This is a genomic window from Pseudomonas sp. S37 (genome assembly GCF_016658545.1).
In the GTDB taxonomy this organism is placed as follows: Bacteria; Pseudomonadota; Gammaproteobacteria; order Pseudomonadales; family Pseudomonadaceae; genus Aquipseudomonas.
Window position 1 is genome coordinate 1 of sequence record NZ_JACVZC010000100.1, and the last position, 25,113, is coordinate 25,113.

General features: G+C 62.9%; 21 protein-coding genes. 13 read left to right on the top strand and 8 right to left on the bottom strand.

Going from position 1 to position 25,113, the window contains the following annotated elements:
• Window positions 1–69: 69 nt before the first annotated feature.
• Window positions 70–1,257, bottom strand: a complete 1,188-nt coding sequence (gene pobA, locus IAE39_RS22760) for a 4-hydroxybenzoate 3-monooxygenase (RefSeq protein ID WP_201206760.1) — start codon at window positions 1,255–1,257, stop codon at window positions 70–72.
• Window positions 1,258–1,429: 172 nt separating this feature from the next.
• On the opposite strand from pobA, the gene IAE39_RS22765 reads away from it, so the two are divergent.
• The 3 genes from IAE39_RS22765 (at window position 1,430) to IAE39_RS22775 (ending at window position 3,826) form a co-directional block, all read left to right on the top strand.
• Window positions 1,430–2,308 (top strand): helix-turn-helix domain-containing protein, encoded by an 879-nt coding sequence (locus tag IAE39_RS22765; protein ID WP_201206762.1) that lies wholly within the window; start codon window positions 1,430–1,432, stop codon window positions 2,306–2,308.
• A gap of 200 nt (window positions 2,309–2,508) precedes the next feature.
• Window positions 2,509–2,907: a MerR family transcriptional regulator gene (locus IAE39_RS22770; protein WP_201206764.1), complete on the top strand. Its 399-nt coding sequence runs from the start codon at window positions 2,509–2,511 to the stop codon at window positions 2,905–2,907.
• A gap of 19 nt (window positions 2,908–2,926) precedes the next feature.
• Window positions 2,927–3,826, top strand: coding sequence for a hydroxymethylglutaryl-CoA lyase (locus tag IAE39_RS22775; RefSeq protein WP_201206766.1), 900 nt, complete (start codon window positions 2,927–2,929; stop codon window positions 3,824–3,826).
• A 530-nt stretch (window positions 3,827–4,356) separates the two neighbouring features.
• On the opposite strand, the gene IAE39_RS22780 is transcribed toward IAE39_RS22775, so the two are convergent.
• Window positions 4,357–4,875: an MgtC/SapB family protein gene (locus tag IAE39_RS22780; protein ID WP_201206768.1), complete on the bottom strand. Its 519-nt coding sequence runs from the start codon at window positions 4,873–4,875 to the stop codon at window positions 4,357–4,359.
• A gap of 245 nt (window positions 4,876–5,120) precedes the next feature.
• On the opposite strand from IAE39_RS22780, the gene IAE39_RS22785 reads away from it, so the two are divergent.
• The 6 genes from IAE39_RS22785 (at window position 5,121) to IAE39_RS22810 (ending at window position 14,327) form a co-directional block, all read left to right on the top strand.
• Window positions 5,121–5,360, top strand: a complete 240-nt coding sequence (locus IAE39_RS22785) for a DUF3203 family protein (protein ID WP_201206770.1) — start codon at window positions 5,121–5,123, stop codon at window positions 5,358–5,360.
• A 121-nt stretch (window positions 5,361–5,481) separates the two neighbouring features.
• The gene (gene ccoG, locus IAE39_RS22790) at window positions 5,482–6,885 is read left to right on the top strand and encodes a cytochrome c oxidase accessory protein CcoG (protein ID WP_201206772.1); all 1,404 of its coding nucleotides are present in this window, start codon (window positions 5,482–5,484) and stop codon (window positions 6,883–6,885) included.
• Between the two features lie 50 nt (window positions 6,886–6,935).
• Window positions 6,936–8,345: a GntR family transcriptional regulator MpaR gene (gene mapR / locus IAE39_RS22795; RefSeq protein WP_201206774.1), complete on the top strand. Its 1,410-nt coding sequence runs from the start codon at window positions 6,936–6,938 to the stop codon at window positions 8,343–8,345.
• A 485-nt stretch (window positions 8,346–8,830) separates the two neighbouring features.
• Window positions 8,831–10,453, top strand: a complete 1,623-nt coding sequence (locus IAE39_RS22800) for a PAS domain-containing sensor histidine kinase (RefSeq protein ID WP_328825626.1) — start codon at window positions 8,831–8,833, stop codon at window positions 10,451–10,453.
• A gap of 64 nt (window positions 10,454–10,517) precedes the next feature.
• Complete coding sequence (locus tag IAE39_RS22805) at window positions 10,518–12,584, top strand: PAS domain-containing protein (protein ID WP_201206778.1); 2,067 nt, start codon at window positions 10,518–10,520, stop codon at window positions 12,582–12,584.
• Between the two features lie 126 nt (window positions 12,585–12,710).
• The gene (locus tag IAE39_RS22810; protein ID WP_442968458.1) at window positions 12,711–14,327 is read left to right on the top strand and encodes an ATP-binding protein; all 1,617 of its coding nucleotides are present in this window, start codon (window positions 12,711–12,713) and stop codon (window positions 14,325–14,327) included.
• Between the two features lie 27 nt (window positions 14,328–14,354).
• On the opposite strand, the gene IAE39_RS22815 is transcribed toward IAE39_RS22810, so the two are convergent.
• The 6 genes from IAE39_RS22815 to IAE39_RS22840 all read right to left on the bottom strand — a co-directional run bounded on the left by IAE39_RS22815 (window position 14,355) and on the right by IAE39_RS22840 (window position 21,076).
• A complete protein-coding gene (locus tag IAE39_RS22815) occupies window positions 14,355–15,101 on the bottom strand; it encodes an SDR family oxidoreductase (RefSeq protein ID WP_201206782.1) in 747 nt (248 codons plus the stop codon).
• A gap of 670 nt (window positions 15,102–15,771) precedes the next feature.
• The gene (locus IAE39_RS22820; protein ID WP_201206784.1) at window positions 15,772–17,307 is read right to left on the bottom strand and encodes a DHA2 family efflux MFS transporter permease subunit; all 1,536 of its coding nucleotides are present in this window, start codon (window positions 17,305–17,307) and stop codon (window positions 15,772–15,774) included.
• Window positions 17,304–18,497, bottom strand: a complete 1,194-nt coding sequence (locus IAE39_RS22825; protein WP_201206785.1) for an HlyD family secretion protein — start codon at window positions 18,495–18,497, stop codon at window positions 17,304–17,306. The genes IAE39_RS22820 and IAE39_RS22825 overlap by 4 nt, the downstream gene beginning before the upstream one ends.
• Window positions 18,498–18,527: 30 nt before the next feature.
• Window positions 18,528–19,001: a MarR family winged helix-turn-helix transcriptional regulator gene (locus IAE39_RS22830; protein WP_201206788.1), complete on the bottom strand. Its 474-nt coding sequence runs from the start codon at window positions 18,999–19,001 to the stop codon at window positions 18,528–18,530.
• A 162-nt stretch (window positions 19,002–19,163) separates the two neighbouring features.
• A complete protein-coding gene (locus IAE39_RS22835) occupies window positions 19,164–19,802 on the bottom strand; it encodes a response regulator transcription factor (protein WP_201206790.1) in 639 nt (212 codons plus the stop codon).
• Window positions 19,802–21,076, bottom strand: coding sequence for a HAMP domain-containing sensor histidine kinase (locus tag IAE39_RS22840; RefSeq protein WP_201206792.1), 1,275 nt, complete (start codon window positions 21,074–21,076; stop codon window positions 19,802–19,804). The genes IAE39_RS22835 and IAE39_RS22840 overlap by 1 nt, the downstream gene beginning before the upstream one ends.
• 151 nt (window positions 21,077–21,227) lie before the next feature.
• Here IAE39_RS22840 and IAE39_RS22845 point away from each other — a divergent pair, with 151 nt between their 5' ends.
• Genes IAE39_RS22845 through IAE39_RS22860 form a run of 4 tightly spaced genes read left to right on the top strand, consistent with a single transcriptional unit; the run spans window position 21,228 to window position 24,966 of the window.
• Window positions 21,228–22,421, top strand: coding sequence for an ABC transporter substrate-binding protein (locus IAE39_RS22845; RefSeq protein ID WP_201206794.1), 1,194 nt, complete (start codon window positions 21,228–21,230; stop codon window positions 22,419–22,421).
• Between the two features lie 30 nt (window positions 22,422–22,451).
• Window positions 22,452–23,441: a YVTN family beta-propeller repeat protein gene (locus IAE39_RS22850; RefSeq protein ID WP_201206795.1), complete on the top strand. Its 990-nt coding sequence runs from the start codon at window positions 22,452–22,454 to the stop codon at window positions 23,439–23,441.
• The gene (locus tag IAE39_RS22855; protein WP_201206797.1) at window positions 23,438–24,178 is read left to right on the top strand and encodes an ABC transporter ATP-binding protein; all 741 of its coding nucleotides are present in this window, start codon (window positions 23,438–23,440) and stop codon (window positions 24,176–24,178) included. The genes IAE39_RS22850 and IAE39_RS22855 overlap by 4 nt, the downstream gene beginning before the upstream one ends.
• The gene (locus IAE39_RS22860; RefSeq protein ID WP_201206799.1) at window positions 24,175–24,966 is read left to right on the top strand and encodes an ABC transporter permease; all 792 of its coding nucleotides are present in this window, start codon (window positions 24,175–24,177) and stop codon (window positions 24,964–24,966) included. Before IAE39_RS22855 ends, IAE39_RS22860 begins: the two co-directional genes overlap by 4 nt.
• The last annotated feature ends 147 nt before the right edge of the window (window positions 24,967–25,113 follow it).

Consider the following 25,113-nt stretch of genomic DNA (forward strand, 5'->3'; position numbering starts at 1 on the left):
AACCCTGGGGCCGCTATGCGGCCCGATCGCGACACAAGGCCGCTCCTACAGATGTTGCGTGGCTGCCCTTCAGACCACTTCTTCGTACGGCAGGCCCACATAGTTCTCGGCAATGTTCACCAGCCCCGCCGGCGAGGTCAGGAAGTACTCGCGGTCGGCCTCCTGCATCTTCTGGTCCCAGGCATCCTTGTGGCTACCAAAGTCATGCAGCAACTGGGTCATGAACCAGCTGAAACGCTCACCCTTCCACACCCGGCGCAGGGCCAGCGGCGAGTATTGCTGCAGCAGGTCGGTACGCCCTTCGCGGTATACCTTGACCAGGATCCGGTACAGGTAATTGACATCCGAGGCCGCCAGGTTCAAGCCCTTGGCGCCGGTCGGCGGGACGATGTGCGCGGCGTCGCCCACCAGGAACAGGTGGCCATACTGCATGGGCTCCACCACCAGGCTGCGCAGCGGCGCGATACTTTTCTCCAGGGCCGGCCCCGTGACCAGGTCGGCTCCCACATCGGCGGGCAAACGGGCTTTCAGTTCTTCCCAGAAGCGCTCGTCGGACCATTCCTCGACGCGGTCCTGCAACGGCACCTGCAGGTAGTAGCGGCTGCGGGTTTGCGAGCGTTGGCTACACAGCGCGAAGCCGCGCTCGTGGTGGGCGTAGATCAGTTCGTGGTTGACCGGCGGCGTATCCGACAGCAGGCCCAGCCAGCCAAACGGGTAAACCCGCTCATACTGCTTCAGCACGCCTTCGGGAATGCTCTGCCGCGAGACACCATGAAAGCCGTCACAACCGGCGATATAGTCGCAGTCCAGGCGCTGTACCTGGCCGTCTTTCTCGAAGGTGATGTAGGGCTTTTCGCCCTTCAGCTCATGGGGCTGAACGTTGCTGGCTGAATAGATGATCGGCGCTGCGCTGGCTTCACGGGCCTGCATCAGGTCACGGGTAACTTCGGTCTGGCCGTAGACCATTACCGTCTTGCCGCCGGTCAGGGCCTTGAGGTCCAGGCGTTGGCGGCGGCCACCCACCAGCAATTCGACACCTTCGTGCACCAGGCCTTCGCGGTCCATGCGCTCGGCCACGCCGGCTTCGCGCAGCAGGTCGACCGTGCCTTGCTCAAGCACCCCGGCGCGAATGCGGCCAAGCACGTACTCGGCTGTCTGGCGCTCGACGATGACGTTGTCGATACCGGCCTTGTGCAGCAGTTGGCCCAGCAATAGGCCAGACGGACCTGCACCAATAATTGCAACCTGAGTTTTCATTGTTGTTGTCTCTGTTCGGACGATGCCGGCCCAGCACTGGCAGTGGAGCGGCATCTGCTGTTAGGGTTTGCCCTTGCATTTTTACTGGCAAAAACAGCCACTGAGCTGTGCTATTCCATGCAAAAACTGCACTTTTATAAAAATCGTTCGATTAACGGACAGGCCAACCCAAATGAAGCCCACCCTCCCCGGCGTTCCGCTGTTCAAGCTGTATGGCGAAAACCAGGCCTGGCCCGGCACCGACCTGCTGCACTGTGAGTCGATCCCGGCCCGTAGCCGCCTGCACCACTGGGAGATCAAGCCGCACCAGCATGCCGAGCTGTTCCAGTTGCTATACGTGCAACGCGGCCAGGCCCAGGTAGAGATCGAGGGCGTGCGCAGTGCCATCGGCGAGGCGGCGATCCAGGTGGTGCCACCGATGACCGTGCATGGTTTTCGCTTCAGTGCGGATATCCAGGGCTATGTGCTCACTTTCGGCACCGCACTGGTGGCGAACCTGGAACAGCGCCTGGGCATGCCGCTGACGGTGCTGGCGAAACCGGCGTGTTACCCGCTGGGCCATGACCGCGCGCACCTGCGCAGCCTGATCGATACCTTGCAGCAGGAATACCAGGGCAATGCCCCGGCGCGCGCGCCGATGCTCGAGGCGCTGGTGACAACGCTGATGGTGTGGATCAGCCGCCGCCAGCAACTGGGGCAGGCGCCGCGCAACCGCGATGAACGTGACCGCCAGTTGCTGGGGCAGTATTTGCGCCTGGTCGAAGCGCATTATCGCGAGCACCTGTCGGTGGAGATTTTTGCGGCGCGGTTGAATGTTCCAAGCTTGCAATTGAACCAGCTATGCCGGGCGCTGAGTGGGCAGACGGCGCTGCAGGTGGTGCACCAAAGGTTGCTGCTGGAGGCGCGGCGCAGCCTGATCTATACGCGCATGAGCATTGGGCAGTTGTCCGATAGCCTGGGGTTCAGCGACCCTACGTATTTTGCAAGGTGGTTCAAGCGGTTGAGTGGGCAGACGCCGAATGGGTATCGGCGGGCGGTGCAGCCTGAGTGATCTGTGCTTGCCTGTGCTGGCCTCTTCGCGGGTGAACCCGCTCCCACAGGTAGTGCACAACATCCGAACCTGTAGTGAACCTGTGGGAGCGGGTTCACCCGCGAAGAGGCCCGCACAGCCACCACACATCTTCATCCCTTGCTTGACGTAAACGTCAACCTACCCTCAGGATACCCGCATACCCCACGCCGAGCCCCAGCATGAGCACCCAGACCTACAGCATCTCCGACCTGTCCCGCGAGCTGGACATCACCACCCGCGCAATCCGCTTCTACGAGGAACAGGGCCTGCTAACCCCCGAGCGCCGTGGCCTGGAACGTATCTACTCGCCGCGCGACAAGGTCAGCCTCAAGCTCATCCTGCGTGGCAAGCGCATCGGCTTTTCCCTGGCCGAGTGCCGCGAACTGATCGAGCTGTACGACCCCACCAGCGGCAACCTCAAGCAGCTCAACAGCATGCTGGCGAAAATCGCCGAACGCCGCGCCCAGCTGGAGCAGCAGATGCTCGACATCCACCAGATGCAACTGGAACTGGACACTGCCCAGGAGCGCTGCGAACAAGCCCTGGCCGCCACCCTGAACAACAAAGACAACCGCTGAACGCCACAGGAAACCCGCCATGTCCTTGCCCAAACACGTCCGCCTGGTCGAAGTCGGCCCCCGCGACGGCCTGCAGAACGAAGCCCAGCCCATCAGCGTTGCCGACAAGGTGCGCCTGGTAGACGACCTTACCGAAGCGGGCCTGGCCTATATAGAAGTGGGCAGTTTCGTTTCGCCCAAGTGGGTGCCGCAAATGGCCGGCTCGGCCGAAGTGTTCGCCAGCATCCAGCAGCGCCCCGGTGTTACCTACGCAGCGCTGGCACCCAACCTGCGCGGCTTCGAGGACGCACTGGCGGCAGGCGTGAAGGAAGTGGCGGTGTTCGCTGCTGCCTCCGAAGCGTTCTCGCAGCGCAATATCAACTGCTCGATCAGCGACAGCCTCAAGCGCTTTGAGCCAATCATGGACGCTGCACGCAGCCACGGGGTGCGGGTGCGTGGCTATGTATCGTGCGTGCTCGGCTGCCCCTATGAAGGCAAGGTCAGCGCCGAGCAGGTGGCCCCGGTGGCCCGTGCCCTGCATGAAATGGGCTGCTACGAAGTGTCGTTGGGCGACACCATCGGCACCGGCACCGCCGGTGACACACGGCGCCTGATCGAAGTGGTCGCAGCGCAAGTGCCACGCGAGCAACTGGCCGGGCACTTCCATGACACCTACGGCCAGGCCCTGGCCAACGTCTATGCCAGCCTGCTCGAAGGCATCAGCGTGTTTGACAGCTCGGTCGCCGGCCTGGGCGGCTGCCCGTACGCCAAAGGTGCTACCGGCAATATCGCCAGCGAAGATGTGGTGTACCTGCTGCAAGGGCTGGGCATTGAAACCGGCATCGATCTTGATCGGCTGATTGCCGCTGGTCAACGTATCAGCGGCGTGCTAGGCCGCGACAACGGGTCGCGGGTAGCGAGGGCGCGCAGCGCGCAATAAGTCATACCGGTGTCACACAGATGTGGGTGAAGTGTTACCTCCCCCACATTTCACAGCAAAAAATCGGGTAACAGGGAAACAAATCGACAGAATTTCAGGCCTAAGGTTTTTTCGTAAACGGCTAAGTGCTTGATTTTAAAGGATTTGAAAAAGTTGGCACGCACCCTGCTATATCTTTGGTACAAGAACAAAAAAAATGTGACACCCAATAAAAACAACAGGTAACGGCTCTGACATAACAAGAACAACACGGCAGAGGCGTAGCAAGCAGATCTTTTTGAAGTCGACACGCTTTTCAGGGGTACGCCCCGCGGTCTGGCACAGAACAATAAAACTACCTCAAGGTAGCGGCAGCCAGGTTCGGATCAGCAATGATGAAGGCAGGTCAGCGCTCAAAAAAATACGTTTGCTCTTGACCCCGCATGGGGGTCGCCCGCAACACCAGGACAGGCTGCCAAAAACAACAACAGGCCAGTCCCAATAATAAAAAAGAGCAGGCAACAACGCTTTGAGGGGAGCTTCGGCTCCCCTCAGTGCTTCCTGCCCTCTTCCTCCTCCTGCTTTTCCTCGTCTTGCCCCTCCACCTTCTCTACCAGCAACGGCATCGTGCCCAGCACCAGCAGGGCCAGTAACGTACTGATCAGCGCCGTGGCTTCGCGGCCCATGCCGGCTGCCGTGCCGATGGCCGCGGTCATCCATAACCCGGCGGCGGTCGTCAGGCCCTTCACGTGGCTGGTGTCCTTGCCGTTACCCTTGAGTATGGTGCCCGCACCGAGAAAGCCGATACCGGCGACGATACCCTGGATAACCCGGCTTAGCGCCTGCTCGTCGGCCCCGGCCATGCTCGGTGCCAGCACGAACAACGCAGCGCCCAGCGACACCAGCATGTGCGTGCGCACGCCGGCGGACTTGCCTTTGTGTTCGCGCTCAAAGCCCAGCACTGCACCGAGTACGGCTGCCATCAGCAGGCGTACAACGACCTTGATGACCTCGCGCTGGTCTGTGATATCGGCGAATTCGGCCTGGATTGTTTGCCAGATGAGGTCCATTGACCTGTTCCCATGCTAAGCATTGTGTCAGCAGGGCCGGCCTCTTCGCGGGTAAACCCGCTCCTACAAAGGATGCGAACCCGACGCGCGGTCGTTGTAGGAGCGGGTTTACCCGCGAATAGGCCCGGCCTGCCCTCTACAAAAACTGACCTCCACACACACCACAAAGTGCCGCCCAGCCCGCCAATGCAGCAACCCGCCCCTCGCTGCGGTCCACCCTGTAACCACCCCAGGAGGACCACACCATGCCCGTTGAAATCGACGAAGCCACCCGCCGCTGTACCTTGATTGGCGAAAACCTGCGAATCGAGGGCGATGGCCCGGATATCGAAATCATCACCGACGAGCAGCTGCGCATGTCAGTGGCCCTGCTTGCCGGCCAACGCGTGCCGATTACCGAAGCCGAGGCCGATGCATTGACCGTGGCAGGTGCGGTGGATAGCCGCAGGCACCTGAAGGCCAGCACGCCAGGCTCGGTAATCTGAGGCCTGGCGGGGTCAGGCGGCAAATCTGATATGGTTTTTATCGTAAAATCTGAACCTGTGCTGATAACAGCTTCGGCGCCATAGTGCTCATGCCTGATCGAGGCCTGATGAGCACCGAGCCATGAACGATAAGATTCTTTTTACAGAGATCGCCACCGCCCCAGCCAGCCCCAAACCGCAACGCATCGACAGCGGCATCCACACCCGCAGCTTTACCGGGCTGTACCGTAACCTGCGTATCGGCTTTGCCGGCGCCCTGTTCGTGCTGTTCTTCGGCACCGCCTGGCTGAACTGGAACGGTCGCCAAGCCGTGCTGTGGGACCTGGCCGACAGCAAATTCCACATCTTCGGTGCCACCTTCTGGCCACAGGATTTCATCCTGCTGTCGGCGCTGCTGATCATCTGCGCCTTTGGCCTGTTCGCCATCACCGTGTACGCCGGGCGCGTGTGGTGCGGCTACAGCTGCCCGCAAAGTACCTGGACCTGGCTGTTCATGTGGTGCGAAAAGGTGACCGAGGGTGACCGCAACCAGCGCATCAAACTGGCCGCCGCACCGTGGAGCCTGAACAAACTGGCGCGCCGCACGCTCAAGCACGGCCTGTGGCTCATCATCGGCGTGCTGACCGGTTTGACCTTCGTCGGCTACTTCACCCCGATCCGGCCACTGGCAGCAGAACTGTTCACCTTGCAACTGGGCGGCGTGGCGCTGTTCTGGGTGCTGTTCTTCACCGCTGCCACCTACATCAATGCCGGCCTGCTACGCGAAGCAGTGTGCCTGCACATGTGCCCCTATGCGCGCTTCCAGAGTGTGATGTTCGACAAGGACACCCTGGCCGTCGCCTATGACCCACGCCGCGGCGAAACCCGTGGCCCGCGCAAGAAAGGCAGTGACGTTCACGCCCAGGGCCTGGGCGATTGCATCGACTGTACCCTGTGCGTGCAGGTGTGCCCTACCGGCATCGATATTCGCGACGGCCTGCAGATGGCCTGCATCGGTTGCGCCGCGTGCATCGACGCCTGTGACGGGGTCATGGACAAGATGGGCTATGCCCGCGGCCTGATCGGCTATAAGTCCGAACACAACCTGCAAGGCGGCACCACCCACTGGCTGCGCCCGCGCCTCCTGGGTTATGCCATAGCGCTGGTCGTCATGATCGCGGCGCTGGTAGTGGCCCTGCAGCTGCGCCCGATGGTATCGATGGATGTGATCAAGGACCGCGGCCTGTTCCGCGAAAATGCCTTGGGCCAGATCGAGAACATCTACCTGCTCAAGATCATCAACAAGACCGAACGCACCCAGTACTACCAGCTGCGCCTGCTGGATGCCGAAGGTTTTACCTTGCAGGGCAACACCACACTGGTCATCCCCGCCGGCGAAATGAGCGAATTGCCCGTGTCGGTGGCGATGCTCGCCGAGCGCCCGAGCAGCAGCTCGCAAACGCTGAGCTTCGAAATCAGTGAGCTTGCCGACCCTGCCATTCGCAGCGTGGCCCACAGCCGCTTCGTCGCACCGATGAACCGTTGATCCCTTACACTGACACCACCTTGCCTGCCAGGCTTCGACAGAAGGCCAGAATGAAACGCTACGAACGCTTCGCCGACGACATTGCCGAACTGATCCGCTCCGGGGTGCTGAGCCCCGGCCAGCGCGTGCCTTCGGTACGCTATGCCAGCCAGACCCACGGGGTCAGCCCATCCACGGTGTTCCAGGCCTACTACCTGCTGGAGCGGCGCGGGCTTATCCGCGCCCGGCCGCGCTCGGGGTATTTCGTCAACGCTCACGCCCCGCGCCAGTTCAGCGAGCCGCAGGCGCTGCAGCCGGTCAGCGAGTCGACCGACGTCGACGTCAGCGCACTGGTGTTCTCGATCCTCGACTCGATGAAGGACCCCAACACCGTCCCGTTCGGTTCAGCCTTCCCCAGCCCTGAACTGTTCCCGCTGCAACGCCTGTCACGCTCGCTGGCCAGCGCCAGCCGCAGCATGGACCCGCGCATGGTGGTAACCGACCTGTCGCCCGGCAACCCGCAGCTGCGCCGGCAGATTGCCCTGCGCTACATGGTTGGCGGGCTGATGCTGCCAATGGAAGAACTGCTGATCACCAACGGTGCCCTGGAGGCACTGAACCTGTGCCTGCAAGCGGTAACCCAGCCCGGTGACCTGGTGGCTATCGAGGCCCCGGCGTTCTATGCCTGCCTGCAGGTGCTGGAACGCCTCAAGCTCAAGGCGGTGGAGATCCCGGTGCACCCGCGCGAGGGCATGGACCTGAGCGTGCTGGCGCAGACGCTGGAAAAACACCCGGTAAAAGCCGTGTGGTGCATGACAAACTTCCAGAACCCAGTGGGCGCGAGCATGCCCGAGGCGAAGAAGCAGGCCTTGGTGGAGTTGCTCACCCGCCATCAAGTGCCGCTGATTGAAGATGACGTGTATGCCGAGCTGTACTACTCGCAACAGGCGCCCAAGCCAGCCAAGGCCTTCGATACCCAAGGCCTGGTGATGCACTGCGGCTCGTTCGCCAAGAGCCTGGCACCGGGCTACCGCATCGGCTGGGTGGCGGCCGGGCGCTTTGCGCAGAAAATCGAGCGGCTGAAACTGATGACCTCGCTGTGCGCCTCGATGCCGGCCCAGGCGGCCATCGCCGATTACCTGCAGCACGGAGGCTACGATCGCCACCTGCGCAAGTTGCGCTACGCACTGGAAGGCCAGCAGGCCAACATGCTGGCGGCCATCGCCCGGCACTTCCCGGCGCAGACACGGGCCAGCCAACCCTCGGGGGGGTACTTCCTGTGGCTGGAGCTGCCCGAGCAGATGGACGCCCTCAAGCTGTTCCACATGGCCCTGGCGCAAGGCATCAGCATCGCCCCCGGGCCGATCTTCTCGCCCACCCGGCGCTTCGGCAACTGCATCCGCCTGAACTACGGCAGCCCTTGGCATGAGGGCGCTGAACGGGCCATGGAAACCCTGGGGCGGATAATTCGGTCTTTCTGAGCAAAGATTTCCCGGCACCAGCTATATTTGTCGGGCCTGCACCTCGGAAAGTCAACATGCTGCCTGACGACGCACCGGTTTGCATAAAACAACTGCAAGAAAAACTGCTTGAACTGGAGGCGCAGAACAGCGCGCTGCGCCTCAAGGCGGCCTGCTACGACGTCATGGCTGCCAGCATGCACGAAGGCATCTGCGTACTCGAACTGCTCGAAAACAGTGCCGGCGAGCTACACGATTACCGCTACATCATGGCCAATGACGCCTGCCTGAAGCACACCGCCCACACCAAGCAGTTGGGCCAGACCGCTCGCGAAACCATTCCTGACGAAATCGACACCTGGCTACCGCGCTTTGCCCAGGTCGCCCGCTCTGGCCAATCGTTACAGTTCGAAGAGCGCCTTGCTGTGAGCGACCGCTGGCTCAGCCTGTCGGTGCACCGCCTGGAGCCCGCCAGCCAAAAGCGTGTGGCGGTGATCTTTACCGGGGTGCCGGGTGAGCAAGTGACCCTCGACAGGCTGCAAGCGCTCAATCAGGAGCTGGAGGCCAGAGTCGGCAAGGAACAGGCCAGCAACAAACTGCTTGGCGAACTGGTCGACAACAGCGTGGCCAACGTGTTCGCTGCCGACCGCCACTTCAGGTTGCTGGCGATCAACCGCACCGCCCAGGAGACCTTCAAGCGCCATCGCGGCTTCGTGCCCAAGGTGGGGGACTATATTCCGCAGTTCCTGTCGCGCCAGCCAGATATCATGAGCAGGCTGGCGCCTGTATGGCCTCGCGTCCTTGCTGGTGAAGCGTTTGTCGACACTATCGCCTTGGGCCTCGAGGGAGACTGGCGCCATTACGAGATCCGCTACAGCCCGTTGCGTGACGCCCAGCACCGAGTCCAGGGTGGCTTCCTGTTTGCTTACGATGTGACGGAGCGTGTCGCCGAGCAGGAACGCCTGCGCGAGATCGAAGAAACCCTGCGCCAGTCACAGAAAATGGAAGCGGTTGGCCAGTTGACCAGTGGTATTTCCCACGATTTCAACAACCTGTTGGGCAGCATCCTGGGGGCGCTGGAAATGACCGCACAGCGCCAGGCCGAGCAGCGCTACCCGGACGCTGCCCGGCTGATTGGCGTGGCCCGGCAGGAGGCCCAGCGGGCAACTTCGCTGGTGCAACGCCTGTTGGCATTCTCTCGCCAGCAGACCTTGATGCCGCAGACGGTAGATGTGCAGCAGCTGGTGGCCGGCATGCATGAACTGATCAAAAGTTCGCTGCATCCGGGCATCGACTTCATTGACCGGACACAGGCCGGCCAATGGCTGATACAGATCGACCCGCCGCAACTGGAAAGCGGCCTGCTGAACCTGTGCATCAATGCCCGCGACGCCATGCCAGCGGGTGGCACACTGTGCATTCGCAGCGCCAACCAGGCGTTGAGCCTGGAGCAGGCGCGCACCCTGGATTTGCCGGCAGGCGACTACTTGCACATCAGCGTCAGTGACAGTGGCATCGGCATGCCCGGCAACGTGCTGCAGCGCGCGATAGAGCCGTTCTACACCACCAAACCGTTGGGCCAAGGCTCGGGGCTGGGGCTATCGATCGTGTATGGATTCGTCCGTCAGTCCGGCGGGCAACTGCACATCAACAGTGTGCCAGGGCAAGGGACCTGTATCGACATCTACCTGCCAAAGGGTGAGGCAACCAGCCTTCCCCTGCCGGCAGTCGCTCAGCCATTGCCGGCCATGCCTGCGAAGGCCTCCAGGGTAATCATGCTGGTGGAAGACCAAGAGACCATGCGCTTGGTAATCAGCGAGATACTGCAAGAGCAAGGGTACGACATACAGGCTTTCGCCGACGGGCACAGTGCGGCGGCTGCGCTACAGGGCGGCTTGCTGCCAGATCTGCTGATCACCGATATAGGCCTGCCGGGAAGCATCAGCGGCCCACAACTGGCCACAGCGTTGCCCGCACAGGTGCCGGTGCTGTACATCACCGGTTACACCTGCGAGCGGGTCGACCTTGCACCCGCTCGGCGCCGTGCCGTGCTGTACAAGCCATTCGACCTGGCCTCACTCAACCAGCATGTAGCGCAGATGCTGGCAGACACACCGCCGCAATCATGAGCGGCTATACGCTCGGCGGGCCGGCGCGTTAAAGTCCCGCGCATCTTTTTTATTGGAACTGGCCATGCCCCACCGCGACCTGCCCAGCTTGCGCATGCAAATCGAAACGCTGCAACGGCGCAATGCACAACTCGAGTCACAGCTCAGGCAACAGCAGGATCTCGACCAGAATATCTACCGCTTTCTGTTCGACACCATGGATGAAGGGTTTTGCATCATCGAGTTCTTCGATGGCCCCCATGGCCCGCTGAGCGATTATGTCCATGTGCTGGCCAACGCCGCCTACGCCAAGCACGCCGGTATTCCTGACGTGGTCGGGCAGAAGCTGCGCGAGATGGTGCCCGACGAGGCCGACGACTGGGTAGCCCGCTACGGGACAGTGCTGCGTACCGGTGAACCATTGCAGTTCGAGCAGGAACTGGTCGCCACTGGCCATGTACTGTCAGTGACCACCTTTCGCATAGAGCCGGCCCACAAACGCCAAGTGGCCGTGCTGTTCAAGGACGTGACCGAACGCCGCCGGGCTGAAGAGGCATTGCAACGCCTCAACGACGAGCTGGAACAGCGGGTACGCGCGGCATTGGCCGAGCGCACCCGGTTTGCCGAACTGGTCGAACACAGCATTGCCAACGTACATGTGATAGACCCGGCGCTGCGTTGGGTAGCCATCAACCGCCAGGCCCAACACGACTTCCATGCGATCTACGGGGCAACGCCACAGGTAGGTGACAGCCTGAGCGAGCTGATGAGCGCGAACCCTCACGACCAGGCCCTGGTCATACCCCTGTGGCAACGCGCCTTGGCCGGCGAACAGTTCACCACGACCGGCGTGTTCGGTGCCAACACCACACGGCATTACGAGATGCGCTTCAATTGCATGCGCGACGCTGATGGCGCCGTTAACTGCGCGTACCTGTTTGCCTATGACATCGGCGAGCGGGTTGCCGACCAGCAGCGCCTGCTGGCTGCCGAGCAGGCATTGCGCCAGGCCCAGAAAATGGAGGCGGTGGGCCACTTGAGTGGTGGCATCGCCCATGATTTCAACAACCTGCTCGGGGGCATTCTGGGCGCACAAGAACTGATGCAGCGGCGCCTTGAACAATCACGCTTCGATCAGTTGCCCGACTTGCTCAAGGTCGCCAGGGGTTCGGCGCAAAGGGCCTCTGCCGTAGTGCACAGGCTGCTGGCATTTTCCCGCCAGCAAACCCTGCTGCCGCAACCCACCGACGTGGTCAGCCTGGTTTCGGGCATGGAGGCATTGATCCACGGCAGTATCGGCCCTGCCATCGAACTGCATAACCATCTAGCCGAAAAGCTCTGGCCAACCTTCATTGACCCACCACAGCTGGAAAGTGCCCTGCTCAACCTGTGCCTCAATGCACGCGACGCCCTGCCTGGTGGTGGCACAGTGTCGCTTTACGGCGAGAACCTTACCCTCGACGCACAGCGCGCGCAGCCACTTGACCTGAAGCCAGGCGACTACATACGCCTGGGGGTCAAGGACAATGGCCTGGGCATGTCGGCCGAGGTTATGGCGCAGGCGATCGACCCCTTCTTCACCACCAAGCCCATGGGCCAGGGTACCGGCCTTGGGTTGTCCATGGTCTATGGCTTTGTGCGCCAGTCCGGTGGCCAGCTGCAGATTGAATCCAGCCCCGGCACAGGGACGCATGTTGCGCTGTACCTGCCTCGTCATCGAGGTCATGAACCCGCAGCACGCCACGGGGTGCTTACACCTCGTGAAGCACCCGCCATGGCTTGCGCACGCATTGTGTTGGTGGAGGATCAAGCCTCGCTGCGTGAAGTGATCACCGAAGCACTCGAAGAGCTGGGCCATGCCGTCAAGGCGTTCGCTACCGGGCCCGCAGCGCTGGCCTACCTTGAGGGCTCCCAGCCTCCGCATCTGTTGATCAGTGATATCGGCCTGCCCGGTGGGCTCAATGGCCGGCAAGTCGCCGAGCGTTGCCAGGCGCGGCATCCGCATACGCCCGTGCTGTTCATTACCGGTTACGATGAAAGCGCAGTATTGAACCAGGGGCAGACACTGGAACACTCCAGCGTACTGACCAAGCCTTTTGACCTGAGTACCCTGAGCGACAGGGTGGCGAAAATGCTGACCCAGTTTCGCTAACGGAGTGGAGTGCGATGGATGGCCAGTCATTTCATACAGAGCCCAACTGAACAAGTACAAAGCCTGCACGATCGCATCGCCCGGCTTGAGCGGCAAAACAGCCAGCTACAGCATCAACTTTTCGAGATGGAACAACGCGCGAAACAGGCCGAACGTTACCGGTTCCTGTTCGAAAACATGGAAGAAGGCTTCTGCATCATCCAGTTCATCGATGGCCCCATGGGCCCTTTGAGTGACTACATCCACCTGATGGCCAACCCGGCTTACTGCCGCCATGCCGGCTTGCCCAATGTTGCAGGGCGGACGTTGCGTGAAGTAATCCCGGACGAGGCGCATGTGTGGCTGGATTACTTTGGCACCGTTGAGCGTACCGGTGAACCCCTGTACTTCGAGCACGAACTGCTCGCCACCGACCGCTGCCTGGGCTTGGCGGCGATTCGCATCGAACCGGCTGAAGACCACCTGGTGGCGGTGATCTTCCGTGACGTGACGGCGCGTAAACGGGCCGAGAACGCACTGCGCGCCCTGAACGAAGAGCTCGAAGAACGCGTGAAGCAGGCTGTGGCCAAGAGCCTGGCAGCCGAAGCCGCATTGCACCAGGCGCAAAAAGTAGAAGCCGTTGGCCAGTTGACAGGTGGCCTTGCCCACGACTTCAACAACTTGCTCGGTGGCATTCTCGGCGCCCTCGATCTGGCCAGGCTCAGACTGGGTGATGAACAGCAACAGGCCACAGTTCCCCCGCTGCTGGAGAGCGCCCATGGCGCTGCGCAACGGGCCGCCGCGCTGATCCATCGCTTGCTGGCTTTCTCCCGGCAGCAAACCTTGCAGCCACGCCCCACAGATGTTGCCGAGCTGGTCAGTGACATGCTGGAACTCATCGGCCGCAGTATCGGTCCGCACATCACGCTCGATTACCACGGCAATGCAGCTGCCTGGGTAGTGCGCATCGACCCGCCGCAGCTCGAGAGCGCGCTGCTCAACCTGTGTATCAACGCGCGCGATGCGATGCCTGCCGGCGGGCAGATCCGCATCCTACTGGACAACGTGGTACTGCCCGTAGAGGTTGCCGAGCCACTGCAACTGGAACCTGGCGAATACCTTTGCCTGAGTGTCGAGGACGACGGTCGTGGCATGAGCGGCGAGATTCGGGCGCGTGCCGTCGACCCGTTTTTCACCACCAAACCGCTGGGGCGTGGCACCGGGCTGGGTCTATCGATGGTCTACGGCTTCGTTCGCCAGTCCGGGGGCCAACTGCGTATCGAGTCGGTGCTGGGTGAGGGCACCCAGGTAAGCTTGTTGCTACCGCGGCACCTTGCCTGCCCTGCCCCTCGACGCGTTGAGGCGCCGGACCTGCCGGCGCCACGGCCTGGGCAGGGCGTGCGTGACATCGTTGTGGTTGAAGACGAAAGTGCCATGCGCATGGTCATTGCAGAAGCGATGAATGACCTGGGCCATGAGGTCAGGGTGTTCGAGGACGGGCCGGGCGCGCTTGCCCGGCTGGCAGGCTGCCCGCAGCCCGACTTGCTGATCAGCGACGTCGGGTTACCGGGCGGGCTCAACGGGCGGCAGTTGGCCGACAGGTTGCGCGTGGCCTACCCTGGCCTGAAGGTCCTGTTTGTTACCGGCTACGATGAGCACGCGGTACTTGCCGATGGCACCCTGGAAGAAGGCATGAGCGTACTGACCAAGCCGTTTACCTTGCCGGCACTGATTCAGCGTGTCAGCGAGATGCTTGAACAGTGAAGCGGCAGGTGCCTGGGGTTTGAAAGCCTAGCGCCCGCCGCTCAGGTCGATGAAGCTGCCGGTGGAATAGGAGGCTTTGTCCGAGAGCAGCCAGAGAATGGCCTCGGCTACTTCTTCAGGGCGCCCACCGCGCCCCATGGGCAAGCCGGGTTCCAGCTTGCTGACGCGGTCGGGGTCGCCAGACAGGGCATGGAAGCCGGTATGAATATAGCCGGGGCGCACACCATTGACCCGCACGCCCTCGCCTGCCACTTCTTTGGCCAGGCCGATGGTAAAGGTATCCAGCGCGCCCTTGGAGGCGGCGTAGTCGACATATTCGTTGGGCGAGCCGAGGCGCGCGGCCATTGACGAGACGTTGACGATGGCCCCGCCCTGCCCGCCATGCCGGCGTGCCATGCGTAGCAGGGCGTGTTTGGCGCAGAGCATGGGGCCGACGACGTTGGTTTTCATGATTTTCAGCAGGCGGAACTCGGACATGTCCTCGACGCGGCTTTGCTGGCCGATGGTGCCGGCATTATTGACCAGTGCGGTGACCGGGCCGAGTTCTTCGTCGACGCGCTGGAACAGCTGGATGATCTCATCTTCGACGCTGGCATCGGCGCGTACGGCAATGGCCTCGGCGCCAAGGTCACGGACCTGGTTGAGGACGGTTTCGGCGGCCTGGTCGTCGGCGTGGTAGTTAATGCAGATGCGATAACCCTGGCGGGCGGCCAGCAGCGCTGTAGCGGCGCCGATGCCGCGGCTGCCGCCGGTGATGACGATGACGTTCTCCATGAATGTGCCATTCGTTTTGGGAAGGGAATATCGACAATAGGCGATATGGCGCTGCATTGGAATGACGAAGATCAGCACAGACATCCATCAGCTGTTGCGCTGCTGTTGATCTGGCTGTTGATCTTGATCTGGCTGTTGATCTTGATCTTGATCTTGATCTTCGCGACTTCAGGAGGCCGAACGCAGGCTTTGCGTAGGCAGGTGACGGGCATGGATGCCCGTCAAGCGCTGGGCCCCAGGATGGGGCCTGCAGCGCGGTCCTGCCGGGAGCAAGGCCGGAGAGAGGGAACCCCGGAGCGCAGCGTAGGGGCCGGATGATCGGAGCGCAGCGTTTTTTGGTTACTTTTTGTCGCGTCTGACAAAAAGTGACTCGCCGTAAGGGCGAAAAGGTGAGTAAGCGTCGCCATCGCAAATGGAGTTTTCGCTACATCAAAACCGGCGCCCAAGCTTCACAGCCTTGATGGCTATGTGACGCTCAAAGTGTCGCCTATGTGAGTGAACTTTTATGTTACCCATGTGAGTGACCCGTACACTGGCTCCCGTCATCCGGCCTCCTGAAGTCGCAATCTGTGTCGCCTGGACTTTCGCGCGCTTAGAAGCAAAAGCAAAAGCAAAAGCAAAAGCAAGAGCAGGAGCAGGAGCAGGAGCAGGAGGCTCCTGCATAGTTGCATCAATGCCCTGCCGACGCTGGCCCCGCCTTGGCGGTAAACGGTGGCTTGGCAAACCACACCAACAGGATCAACCCGGCAAACACCCAGGTCATCAAGGTGAAGTAGTCCACCGTGGACATCATGTAGGCCTGCCCGTTGAGTATCTGCTCCAGCTGCGCATAACTCTGCGGGCTGGCCCCGCCCAGCTGCTCAAGGGTATGCCGCGTCGCCGGGTCGAACTGGCTGATGTTCTCGCTCAGGTAGGCATGATGCTGGTCTGCCCGCCGAATCCAGATCCACGTCGTCAACGAAGCCGCAAAGCTCCCGCCCAAAGTCCGCAGGAAGGTCGCCAGCCCCGAACCATCGGCAATCTGGTGCGGCGGCAGGTCGGACAGCAGGATGCTCAAGGTCGGCATGAAGAACAACGCAACACCAATCCCCATGAACAGCTGCACCAACGCCACATGCTGGAAGTCCACCTCACTGGTAAACCCGGCCCGCATGTAGCAGCTGGTACCGATCGCCAGAAACGCCAGCCCCGCCAGCACCCGCAGGTCGAAACGGTGCGCATACTTGCCTACGAACGGCGACATGATCACCGGCAGCAAACCGATCGGCGCCACCGCCAGGCCCGCCCAGGTCGCCGTATACCCCATCTGCGTCTGCAACCATTGCGGCAGGATCAGGTTGATGCCGAAGAACCCCGCATAGCCCCCGACCAGCACAATGGTGCCAACGCGGAAGTTGCGGTGCACGAACAGGCGCAGGTTGACCACCGGGTGACGGTCGGTCAGCTCCCAGATCACGAATACCGCCAGGAACACCACCGAAATCAGGCTGCCAACAATGATGAACGACGACTCGAACCAGTCCAGGTCGTTGCCTTTGTCCAGCACCACCTGCAACGCACCCACGCCGATAATCAGCGTCAGCAGGCCGATGTAGTCCATCGGCTGGCGACTGGTAACCACTGGCCGCGTGCGCATCTGCTGACGCACCACGGCAGCGGCGAACAGGCCGATCGGTATGTTGATGAAGAAAATCCATGGCCAGCTGTAGCTGTCAGTGATCCAGCCACCGAGAATCGGCCCGGCAATCGGCGCCACCACCGTGACCATCGCCAGCAGCGCCAGGGCCATCCCCCGTTTCGCCGGGGGGTACACGGCAATCAGCAAGGTCTGTGTCATCGGGTACAACGGCCCGGCGACTACACCTTGCAACACACGAAAACCGACCAGTTCCGGCATCGACTGGGCAATACCGCACAGGAACGACGCCAGCACGAACAACAGCGTGGCCCAGATGAACAGCTTCACCTCACCAAAACGCCGGCTTAGCCAGCCGGTCAGCGGCAAGGCGATGGCGTTGCTCACCGCGAACGAAGTGATGACCCAGGTGCCCTGCTCGTAGCTCACCCCCAGGTTGCCGGAAATGGTCGGCAAGGCCACGTTGGCAATGGTGGTGTCGAGCACCTGCATGAATGTCGCCAGCGACAGGCCGATGGTGGTCAGCAGCAGGCTTGGCGGCGTGAACTGGGCAGCGGCATTGTTGCTCATCGCTGCGCCGTCTTGCCAGGTGCGCTGTTTTCGTGAATCAGCTGGGCAATCAGGTTGTCGGCCTCGACCAGTTGGCGGTCATACACCTGGGTGGTGTAGCTGGCCTTCTGCGGTGGCTGCTGGGCCAACGTCGGGCCGCTCTGGTCGTGCAGGTCGACTTCCACCACAGTGGACAGGCCAATGCGCAGCGGGTGGTCCTTGAGTTGGTCGGGGCTCAGGTGAATACGCACCGGTACCCGCTGGACAATCTTGATCCAGTTTCCGGTGGCGTTCTGCGCCGGCAACAGGGCGAAGGCGCTGCCCGTGCCGGCGCCAAGGCTGTCGACCGTGCCGCTGTACTTGACCTCGCCGCCGTACAGGTCGGCGCTGATTTCAACCGGCTGGCCGATGCGCATGTCACGCAGCTGGGTTTCCTTGAAGTTGGCGTCGATCCACACCTGGTCCAGCGGGATCACGGCCATGGTCGCGGTGCCTGGCTGCAGGCGCTGGCCCAGTTGCACAGTGCGCTTGGCAACGTAGCCGGTGACCGGCGCCACCAGCGTGGTACGGGCATGGTCGAGGTAAGCCTGGCGCAGGTCGGCGGCGGCGGCCATGACCTCGGGGTGCGAGGACACCACGGTGTCGTCGACCAGCGCACTGCTGGTGCTCAGTTGCTGGCGCGCGCTGTTCACGGCAGCCTGGGCCACGCTCAGGTCGTCGCGGGCATGGGACAGCTCTTCGGCGGCGATCGCACCGCTGTCGGCCAGCACCTTGCGCCGGTTGAAGTCCTGCTGCGCCTTGCGCAGTTCAGCCTGGCGGGTTTCCAGCTGGGCCTTGAGCGAGTCGACGTTGCTGTACAGCCCACGCACCTGGCGCACGCTGCGCGCCAGCTTGGCTTCGGCGGACTGCAGGGCCACTTCGCTGTCGGCCGGGTCGAACTGCAGCAGCACCTGGCCGGCATGCACCAGGTCGCCGTCATCGGCGCCAATGCTGGTGACGGTACCGGTGACCAACGGGGTGATCTCCACCACGTTGCCGTTCACGTAGGCATCGTCGGTGCTTTCGTGCCAGCGGCCGACCAGGCTGTACCAGGCCCAGGTGCCGATAGCGGCAAGGATCACCAGCAACAGCAGGCCTAGCAGCCAGGCCTTGCGCTTGCGCGACGGCTCGGGCGCTGCAGTGGGAGTCGGGGTGTCTGCGGGAGTGGCCATGACAATACCTTGGATAATTCGTAACAGGGATCAACGGTCGCCAAAACGGCGGATCGTCAACGGGTCGCCAGCAGCGAGCAAGACCTTGGCCAGCAGGCCTTCCAGGTTTTTCAGCTCTTCTGGGGCCAGCACGCCGCACAATTCGTTCATGGCGGCGGCGCCGATTTCCGGCAGGCGGTCGGCCAGGCGCTGGCCGTCGGCGCTAAGCGCCAGGCGCACCTGACGGCGGTCGTCGGCGCAGCGGTTGCGCACGATCAGTTCCTTCTGCTCGAGGCGGTCGAGCATGCGGGTCATCGAACCGCTGTCCAGGCCCAGGTAGCGGCACAGCTCGGCCGGTGTATCCACCTGGTACTGGGTAACGATGATCAGCACCTTGAACTGCGCAGCGGTGACGCCCTCTGATTCGAGGTGCCAGTCGAGAATGCGATCCTTGAGGATCGCCGCGCGGCCAAGCAGCATGCCAATGGCGCAGGTCTGGAAGTTTTCGGGGGAGAAGTGGGCCATCGGTGACTGCTCGGGTAATTGTGTAAAAATATTACTGCCTAGGCAGTGAATGTCAAAGCTTTGATTAGCTAGCTATGGAAAATTTCATGATTGGCTGCTTCTGGTACGTGCCATGCAGGGCCCTTGCAGCCTTGCTGAAGCAATGAGCGAACGGCTGGAACGCTACCCCGCTACCCGCACCAACCCAAGGTCAATGCCCACATGCACCAGCTCGGCATGCGAGCTGACCTGCAGCTTGCTCTTGAGCAAGGTCAAGTGGTTGGACACGGTCTTGGCACTGATGCACAGCTGTTCGGCAATCATTCGCGCCGGGGTGCCCTTGGCCAGCATGGTGAAAATCTCCAGCTCACGCTGGGTCATGCGCTGCAGGCGCGGGTCGCTTTCGCCTTGTGGTGAGGTGCAGGCCAATTGCGTAGCCAACGGCTGTTCAATGTAGGCATGCCCGGCCAGCACCCGCTGCACTGCTTCGATCAGCACCTCGGGCGCCGAGTTCTTGGTCAGGTAGCCCGAAGCCCCTGCCTCCAGCGCCTGGCGCACCAGCGGCAGCTCGTCGTGCATGCTGAAGAACAACACCCGCAGTTGCGGCAGGCGCTGGCGCAGGCGGCGGGTGGTTTCCAGCCCGCTGATGCCCGGCAGGCCGAAGTCCATGATCACCAGGTTGGGCACCTGCTCCTGCACCCGGGCCAGCGCCTCCTCGCCACTGGCGGCCTCGCGCACCTGCATTGTCGGCAATACCGCCCGCAACAGGCTGGCATAGCCTTGGCGGACCACGGCATGGTCATCGACCAATACGATATTCATCACACCTCCTTGGGAATGTTCAGGGCCAGCGCCCAGCCGCCACCCGGGCGGCTGAGGATGCGCAAATCTGCGCCCAGGCTACGGGCGCGCTCGGCCATCGAGTGCAAGCCAACCCCGTGGCGCTGGGGTTGCTGCGCACCACGGCCATTGTCACGCACCAACAGGCGCAAACCCTTGGCGCTACGCTGCAGGCGCACCCGCACCTGGCTGGCACCGGCATGCCGGGCGACGTTGGTCAGCGCCTCCTGCAGCAGCCGGTACAAATGCGTCCTGCTCGGCCCGGGCAGCGCTGGCAGATGCTCGCCCACCCGCAGGCGACACTCGATACCCTGGCTGGCCTGCCACTGGCTGACCAACACGCCGAAGGCTTCGGCCAGCGGCATGTGTTGCAGCGCGACCGGATACAAGTCATGCACCAGCGCTCGAAAGCCTTGCTGCAAACGCTCGCAATTGAGCTCCAGGGCCTGCGCAGTCTGCTTCACCACCGTGGGCTGGTCGGCAGCCATGCGCAGCAGGCAGCCCTGGGCGCGGATACCGGCCAGGTATTGCCCGAGATCGTCGTGCAGGGTCTGCGCCAACCGGGTTCGCTCTTGCTCCTGCACCGCCAGCAGGGCCTGGGTCAGTTGGGTATTGTCGGCACGGGCCTGCTCCAGATTCGCGGCCATGCGGTTGAAGTGCTCCGCCAGCTGGCGCGCTTCGGGCAGCCCGGCCTCGCGCAGGCGCGCCGTCAGTTGCCCGGCCGAAACCTGGCGCAATGCCCCCAACAGCTCATCCAGCAGGCCCATGGCCCGGCGCACTGCCCAACGGATGGTCACCAGGCTCAACAACAACGCCAACCCGCACAGGCTCAGTAGTTGCTGCAACGAGTCCCAGACTTCGTCAATTTCATCGCGTGCATCCACGGCTATCAGCACCCGGCGCCCGTCACCCAGTTCCAGCAGCCGGCCGTTGCGGTGGCGTTCGCCGAACAGCTGGCGGCCCAGCCAGGCATCGATACCGGTCTGGTCTGACGGTGGCGCTGCCTGCCCAGGTGCCAGCCAGTACACCCGCACATGGCGCAGGTTCTGCGTCAGGCTCGGTTGCAGGCTGGCCGGGTCGCGTTCGGCGCTGTCGGCAAGGTAGGCCACCACGGCTTCGGCAGACTGCAGCTCACGCTCGACGTCAGCCACCGCCTGGTGCAGCAGCACCCCGGCACAGGCCACTGTCACCAAGGCGAAGCAGCCAGTGACCCAAAGGTTGATGCGCCACAGCGCAGGCAGGTTGATGAGGCGCATGGGCGGTTCTCTTCAGGGGCGCTGCGGTCCATCGTAAAACCGCGGCAGCCGCGCGAAATTACTACCTTGGTACCGGCCGAGCGCTACTTTCTGCATATTTCCCGCTGCCGACGCGCTTCCTATGCTGGCGCCATCTGCCGTGGAGTGTGTTATGCGCCAGCCTGCCCACCTTGCCCTGACCTGCCTGCTGGCCCTGGCTGCGACGTTTGCGGCTGCAGTCGCAACCGCCGCGCCAGGCCAGGCGGCTGAACCGCTGCAAGTGCGCATCGGCTACCTGGGCTATCGCCCCGACCCGGGCCCGCTGCTGTCCACGATCATCCCGGAACCCACCGATGCCGGGCTGCAAGGCGCAGAACTGGCGATTGTCGACAGCAACAGCACCGGGCGTTTCCTGAAGCAGCAGTTCCAGCTGGCCAGCGCCAATGTCGACAGCGCCGAAGCACTGCTGCAGGCGGCCAAGGCCCAGCATGACCAGGGCCTGCGCCTGTTCGTGGTGAACGCCCCGGCTACCAGCCTGCGCGCGCTGTCTGCCGCGCTGCCCGATAGCCTGCTGTTCAATGCCGGCAGCCCCGACGACAGCCTGCGCAGCAACCAGTGCCTGGGCAATGTGCTGCACAGCCTGCCGGGCCGGGCCATGCTGGCCGATGCATTGGTGCAATTCCTGGTGCTGCGCAAATGGCAACGGGCCTTGCTGGTGGTCGGCCAGACCGAAGACGACCGGGCCTACGCGGCCGCCCTGCGCCGCTCGGCGAAGCGTTTTGGCATACAACTGGTGGCGGAAAAAACCTGGACCTTCGACAACGACCAGCGCCGCAGCGCCCAGGCCGACATGCCGCTGTTCACGCAAGCCACCGAGTACGACGTGGTGCTGGTGGCCGACGAGCGCGGCGACTTTGGCGAATACCTGCCCTACCAGACCTGGTACCCGCGCCCGGTGGCCGGCACCCAGGGGCTGACCCCCACTGGCTGGCACAAGACCGTGGAAACCTTTGGCGCGGCGCAGTTGCAAAAGCGCTTCGAAGCCCAGGCCGGGCGCTGGATGAACGACCGCGACTTCGCGGCCTGGATGGCCGTACGCAGCGTTGCCAGCGCGGTCAGCAAGCTGCGCCTGGCCGAACCACGCGCGGTGCAGCAAGCGCTGCTCAGCGAGCAGTTGCCACTGGACGGTTTCAAGGGCCGCAAACTCAGTTACCGGCCATGGAACGGTGAACTGCGCCAGCCGATCCCCTTGGTGCAACCGCGGGCCCTGGTCAGCACCTCGCCGCAGGACGGCTTCCTGCACCCCTTCAACGAAATGGACAGCCTGGGCTATGACAAGCCCGAAGTGACCTGCAGCTACCCATGAGCCGACCACCACAACAATAAGGAATTCGCCATGCGCCGCCCCCTCTTCCCTCGGGCCCTGCTTTACCCCAGCCTGCTGACGGGCGCACTGGCGCTGGCCAGCGGCCACGCGCTGGCCGCCACCGCCTGGGTGTCCAACGAAAAGGACAACAGCCTCAGCCTGATCGACATGCAAACCCTGCAGGTCACCGATACCCTGCCGGTAGGCCAGCGCCCGCGCGGCCTGCTGCTGTCGCATGACAACAAGCTGCTATACATCTGCGCCAGCGATTCCGACCGGGTACAGGTGATGGACGTGGCCACGCGCAAGATCATCAAGGAGCTGCCCTCCGGCAAGGACCCCGAGCAGTTCGCCCTGCACCCCAACGACCGCTGGCTGTACGTGTCCAACGAAGACGACGCGCTGGTGACGGTGATCGACACCGTGACCGACAAGGTGCTGGGGCAGATCGATGTCGGCATCGAGCCCGAAGGCATGGCGGTCAGCCCCGACGGCAAGTGGGCGGTCAACACCAGCGAAACCACCAACATGCTGCACTGGATCGACACCAGCACCCAGACCCTGGCCGACAGCACCCTGGTCGATCAGCGCCCGCGCTTTGTCGAGTTCAACCAGGACGGAACAAAATTGTGGGCCTCGGCGGAAATCGGCGGCACGGTGACCATCCTCGACGTGGCCACGCGCCAGGTGCTGAAAACCCTGAACTTCCAGATCAAGGGCGTGCACCCGGACAAGGTCCAGCCGGTGGGCATCAAGCTCAGCGCCGATGGCAAGTACGCCTTCGTCGCCCTCGGCCCGGCCAACCATGTGGCGGTGATTGATGCCAAGACCTTTGAGGTGCTTGACTACCTGTTGGTCGGGCGGCGGGTCTGGCAACTGGCGTTCACCCCGGACCAAAGCCAGTTGCTGGCCACCAACGGCGTCAGTGGCGACGTATCGGTGATCGACGCGAAGCAGCTCAAGGTGCTCAAATCGGTGAAGGTCGGGCGCTACCCCTGGGGCGTGGTGGTAACCCCATGAACGCCCTCGAGGTCAACGACATCAGCTTTGCCTACGGCCCGCGCGAAGCACTGCGGCAGGTCGGTTTCAGCCTGGCGCCCGGGCGCTTCGCCGCCCTGCTGGGCCCCAACGGCGCCGGCAAGTCGACCTTGATCGCCCTGCTTACCCGCCTGTACGACTTGCAGCAGGGCGACATCCGCGTGTGCGGCTGCTCGCTGCGCAACACCCCGCGCCCGGCCCTGCGCCAGTTGGGCGTGGTGTTTCAGCAAAGCACGCTGGACCTGGACCTGAGCGTCGAGCAGAACCTGCGCTACCACGCGGCGCTGCATGGCTTGTCGCGGCGCCAGAGCAGCCAGCGGGTCGAGGCCGAACTGGCTCGCCAGGGCCTGGGCGACCGCCGCCATGACCGCGTGCGCGAACTGAACATCGGCCATCGCCGCCGGGTGGAAATCGCCCGCGCGCTGCTGCACGAACCGCGCCTGCTGCTGCTCGACGAAGCCAGCGTCGGCCTCGACCCGGCCAGCCGCCTGGCACTCAACCAGCACCTGCGGCGGCTGTGCCGCGAGCAGCAGCTAAGCGTGCTTTGGGCCACCCACCTGCTGGACGAAGTACAGCCCAGCGACGACCTGCTGATCCTCCATCAGGGCCGCCTGGTGGCCAGCGGCACCGCCGATACGCTGAGCCTTGAGCTTGGCGGCGACCTCGACAGCGCCTTTGCCCGCCTGACCAGCGCGCCCACAAGAGCCCATGCCCGATGAATGCTTACTGGCAATGTTTCAACGGCATCATGCTGCGCGAATGGCTACGCTTCGTGCTGCAACGCACGCGCCTGCTCAGCGCCCTGGTACGCCCGCTGCTGTGGTTGCTGGTGTTTGCCGCCGGCTTTCGCGCAGCGCTGGGCATTGCGATCATCGAGCCCTACGCCACCTACATCCCCTACGAGGTGTACATCATCCCCGGCCTGGCCTGCATGATCCTGCTGTTCAACGGCATGCAGGGTTCGTTGTCGATGGTGTATGACCGCGAGATGGGCAGCATGCGCGTGCTGCTGACCAGCCCTTTGCCGCGGCCGTTCCTGCTGGCCAGCAAGTTACTGGCGACCTCGTTGATTTCCCTTCTGCAGGTGTATGCCTTCCTGGCCATCGCCTGGGTGTACGGCGTGCAGCCACCGGCTGCGGGGTTGCTACTGGCCCTGCCGGCGTTGCTGCTGGTGGCCTTCATGCTCAGCGCCCTGGGCTTGTTGCTGTCGAACGCCATCCGCCAGCTGGAGAACTTTGCCGGGGTAATGAATTTCGTGATTTTCCCGCTGTTTTTCCTGTCTTCGGCGCTGTACCCGCTGTGGAAGATGCGCGAGGCCAGCGAGTGGCTGTACGGGTTGTGTGCGGTGAACCCGTTTACCCATGCCGTGGAATTGGTGCGGTTTGCATTGTATGAACGGCTGAACCTGCTGGCACTGGCGGTTTGCCTGGGGTTGACTGCGCTGTTCACGCTGCTGGCGATCCTTACCTTCAACCCCCAGCATGCGGCGCTGCGCAAGCCGCGCTGACCAAGAAGCGGTCCTGCAAATGCGACCCCTGTAGGAGCGGCCTTGTGTCGCGATCGGGCTGCAAAGCAGCCCCCGATAATTTCAGCTTCGCCGCGTAAATTGCTGGGGCTGCTTTGCAGCCCGATCGCGACACAAGGCCGCTCCTAC

What these genes read in the sequence shown, in the direction of transcription:
- pobA (WP_201206760.1), bottom strand. Translation starts at nt 1,257, where the DNA reads ATGAAAACTCAGGTTGCAATTATTGGTGCAGGTCCGTCTGGCCTATTG.
- IAE39_RS22765 (WP_201206762.1), top strand. Translation starts at nt 1,430, where the DNA reads ATGAAGCCCACCCTCCCCGGCGTTCCGCTGTTCAAGCTGTATGGCGAA.
- IAE39_RS22770 (WP_201206764.1), top strand. Translation starts at nt 2,509, where the DNA reads ATGAGCACCCAGACCTACAGCATCTCCGACCTGTCCCGCGAGCTGGAC.
- IAE39_RS22775 (WP_201206766.1), top strand. Translation starts at nt 2,927, where the DNA reads ATGTCCTTGCCCAAACACGTCCGCCTGGTCGAAGTCGGCCCCCGCGAC.
- IAE39_RS22780 (WP_201206768.1), bottom strand. Translation starts at nt 4,875, where the DNA reads ATGGACCTCATCTGGCAAACAATCCAGGCCGAATTCGCCGATATCACA.
- IAE39_RS22785 (WP_201206770.1), top strand. Translation starts at nt 5,121, where the DNA reads ATGCCCGTTGAAATCGACGAAGCCACCCGCCGCTGTACCTTGATTGGC.
- ccoG (WP_201206772.1), top strand. Translation starts at nt 5,482, where the DNA reads ATGAACGATAAGATTCTTTTTACAGAGATCGCCACCGCCCCAGCCAGC.
- mapR (WP_201206774.1), top strand. Translation starts at nt 6,936, where the DNA reads ATGAAACGCTACGAACGCTTCGCCGACGACATTGCCGAACTGATCCGC.
- IAE39_RS22805 (WP_201206778.1), top strand. Translation starts at nt 10,518, where the DNA reads ATGCCCCACCGCGACCTGCCCAGCTTGCGCATGCAAATCGAAACGCTG.
- IAE39_RS22810 (WP_442968458.1), top strand. Translation starts at nt 12,711, where the DNA reads ATGGAACAACGCGCGAAACAGGCCGAACGTTACCGGTTCCTGTTCGAA.
- IAE39_RS22815 (WP_201206782.1), bottom strand. Translation starts at nt 15,101, where the DNA reads ATGGAGAACGTCATCGTCATCACCGGCGGCAGCCGCGGCATCGGCGCC.
- IAE39_RS22820 (WP_201206784.1), bottom strand. Translation starts at nt 17,307, where the DNA reads ATGAGCAACAATGCCGCTGCCCAGTTCACGCCGCCAAGCCTGCTGCTG.
- IAE39_RS22825 (WP_201206785.1), bottom strand. Translation starts at nt 18,497, where the DNA reads ATGGCCACTCCCGCAGACACCCCGACTCCCACTGCAGCGCCCGAGCCG.
- IAE39_RS22830 (WP_201206788.1), bottom strand. Translation starts at nt 19,001, where the DNA reads ATGGCCCACTTCTCCCCCGAAAACTTCCAGACCTGCGCCATTGGCATG.
- IAE39_RS22835 (WP_201206790.1), bottom strand. Translation starts at nt 19,802, where the DNA reads ATGAATATCGTATTGGTCGATGACCATGCCGTGGTCCGCCAAGGCTAT.
- IAE39_RS22840 (WP_201206792.1), bottom strand. Translation starts at nt 21,076, where the DNA reads ATGCGCCTCATCAACCTGCCTGCGCTGTGGCGCATCAACCTTTGGGTC.
- IAE39_RS22845 (WP_201206794.1), top strand. Translation starts at nt 21,228, where the DNA reads ATGCGCCAGCCTGCCCACCTTGCCCTGACCTGCCTGCTGGCCCTGGCT.
- IAE39_RS22850 (WP_201206795.1), top strand. Translation starts at nt 22,452, where the DNA reads ATGCGCCGCCCCCTCTTCCCTCGGGCCCTGCTTTACCCCAGCCTGCTG.
- IAE39_RS22855 (WP_201206797.1), top strand. Translation starts at nt 23,438, where the DNA reads ATGAACGCCCTCGAGGTCAACGACATCAGCTTTGCCTACGGCCCGCGC.
- IAE39_RS22860 (WP_201206799.1), top strand. Translation starts at nt 24,175, where the DNA reads ATGAATGCTTACTGGCAATGTTTCAACGGCATCATGCTGCGCGAATGG.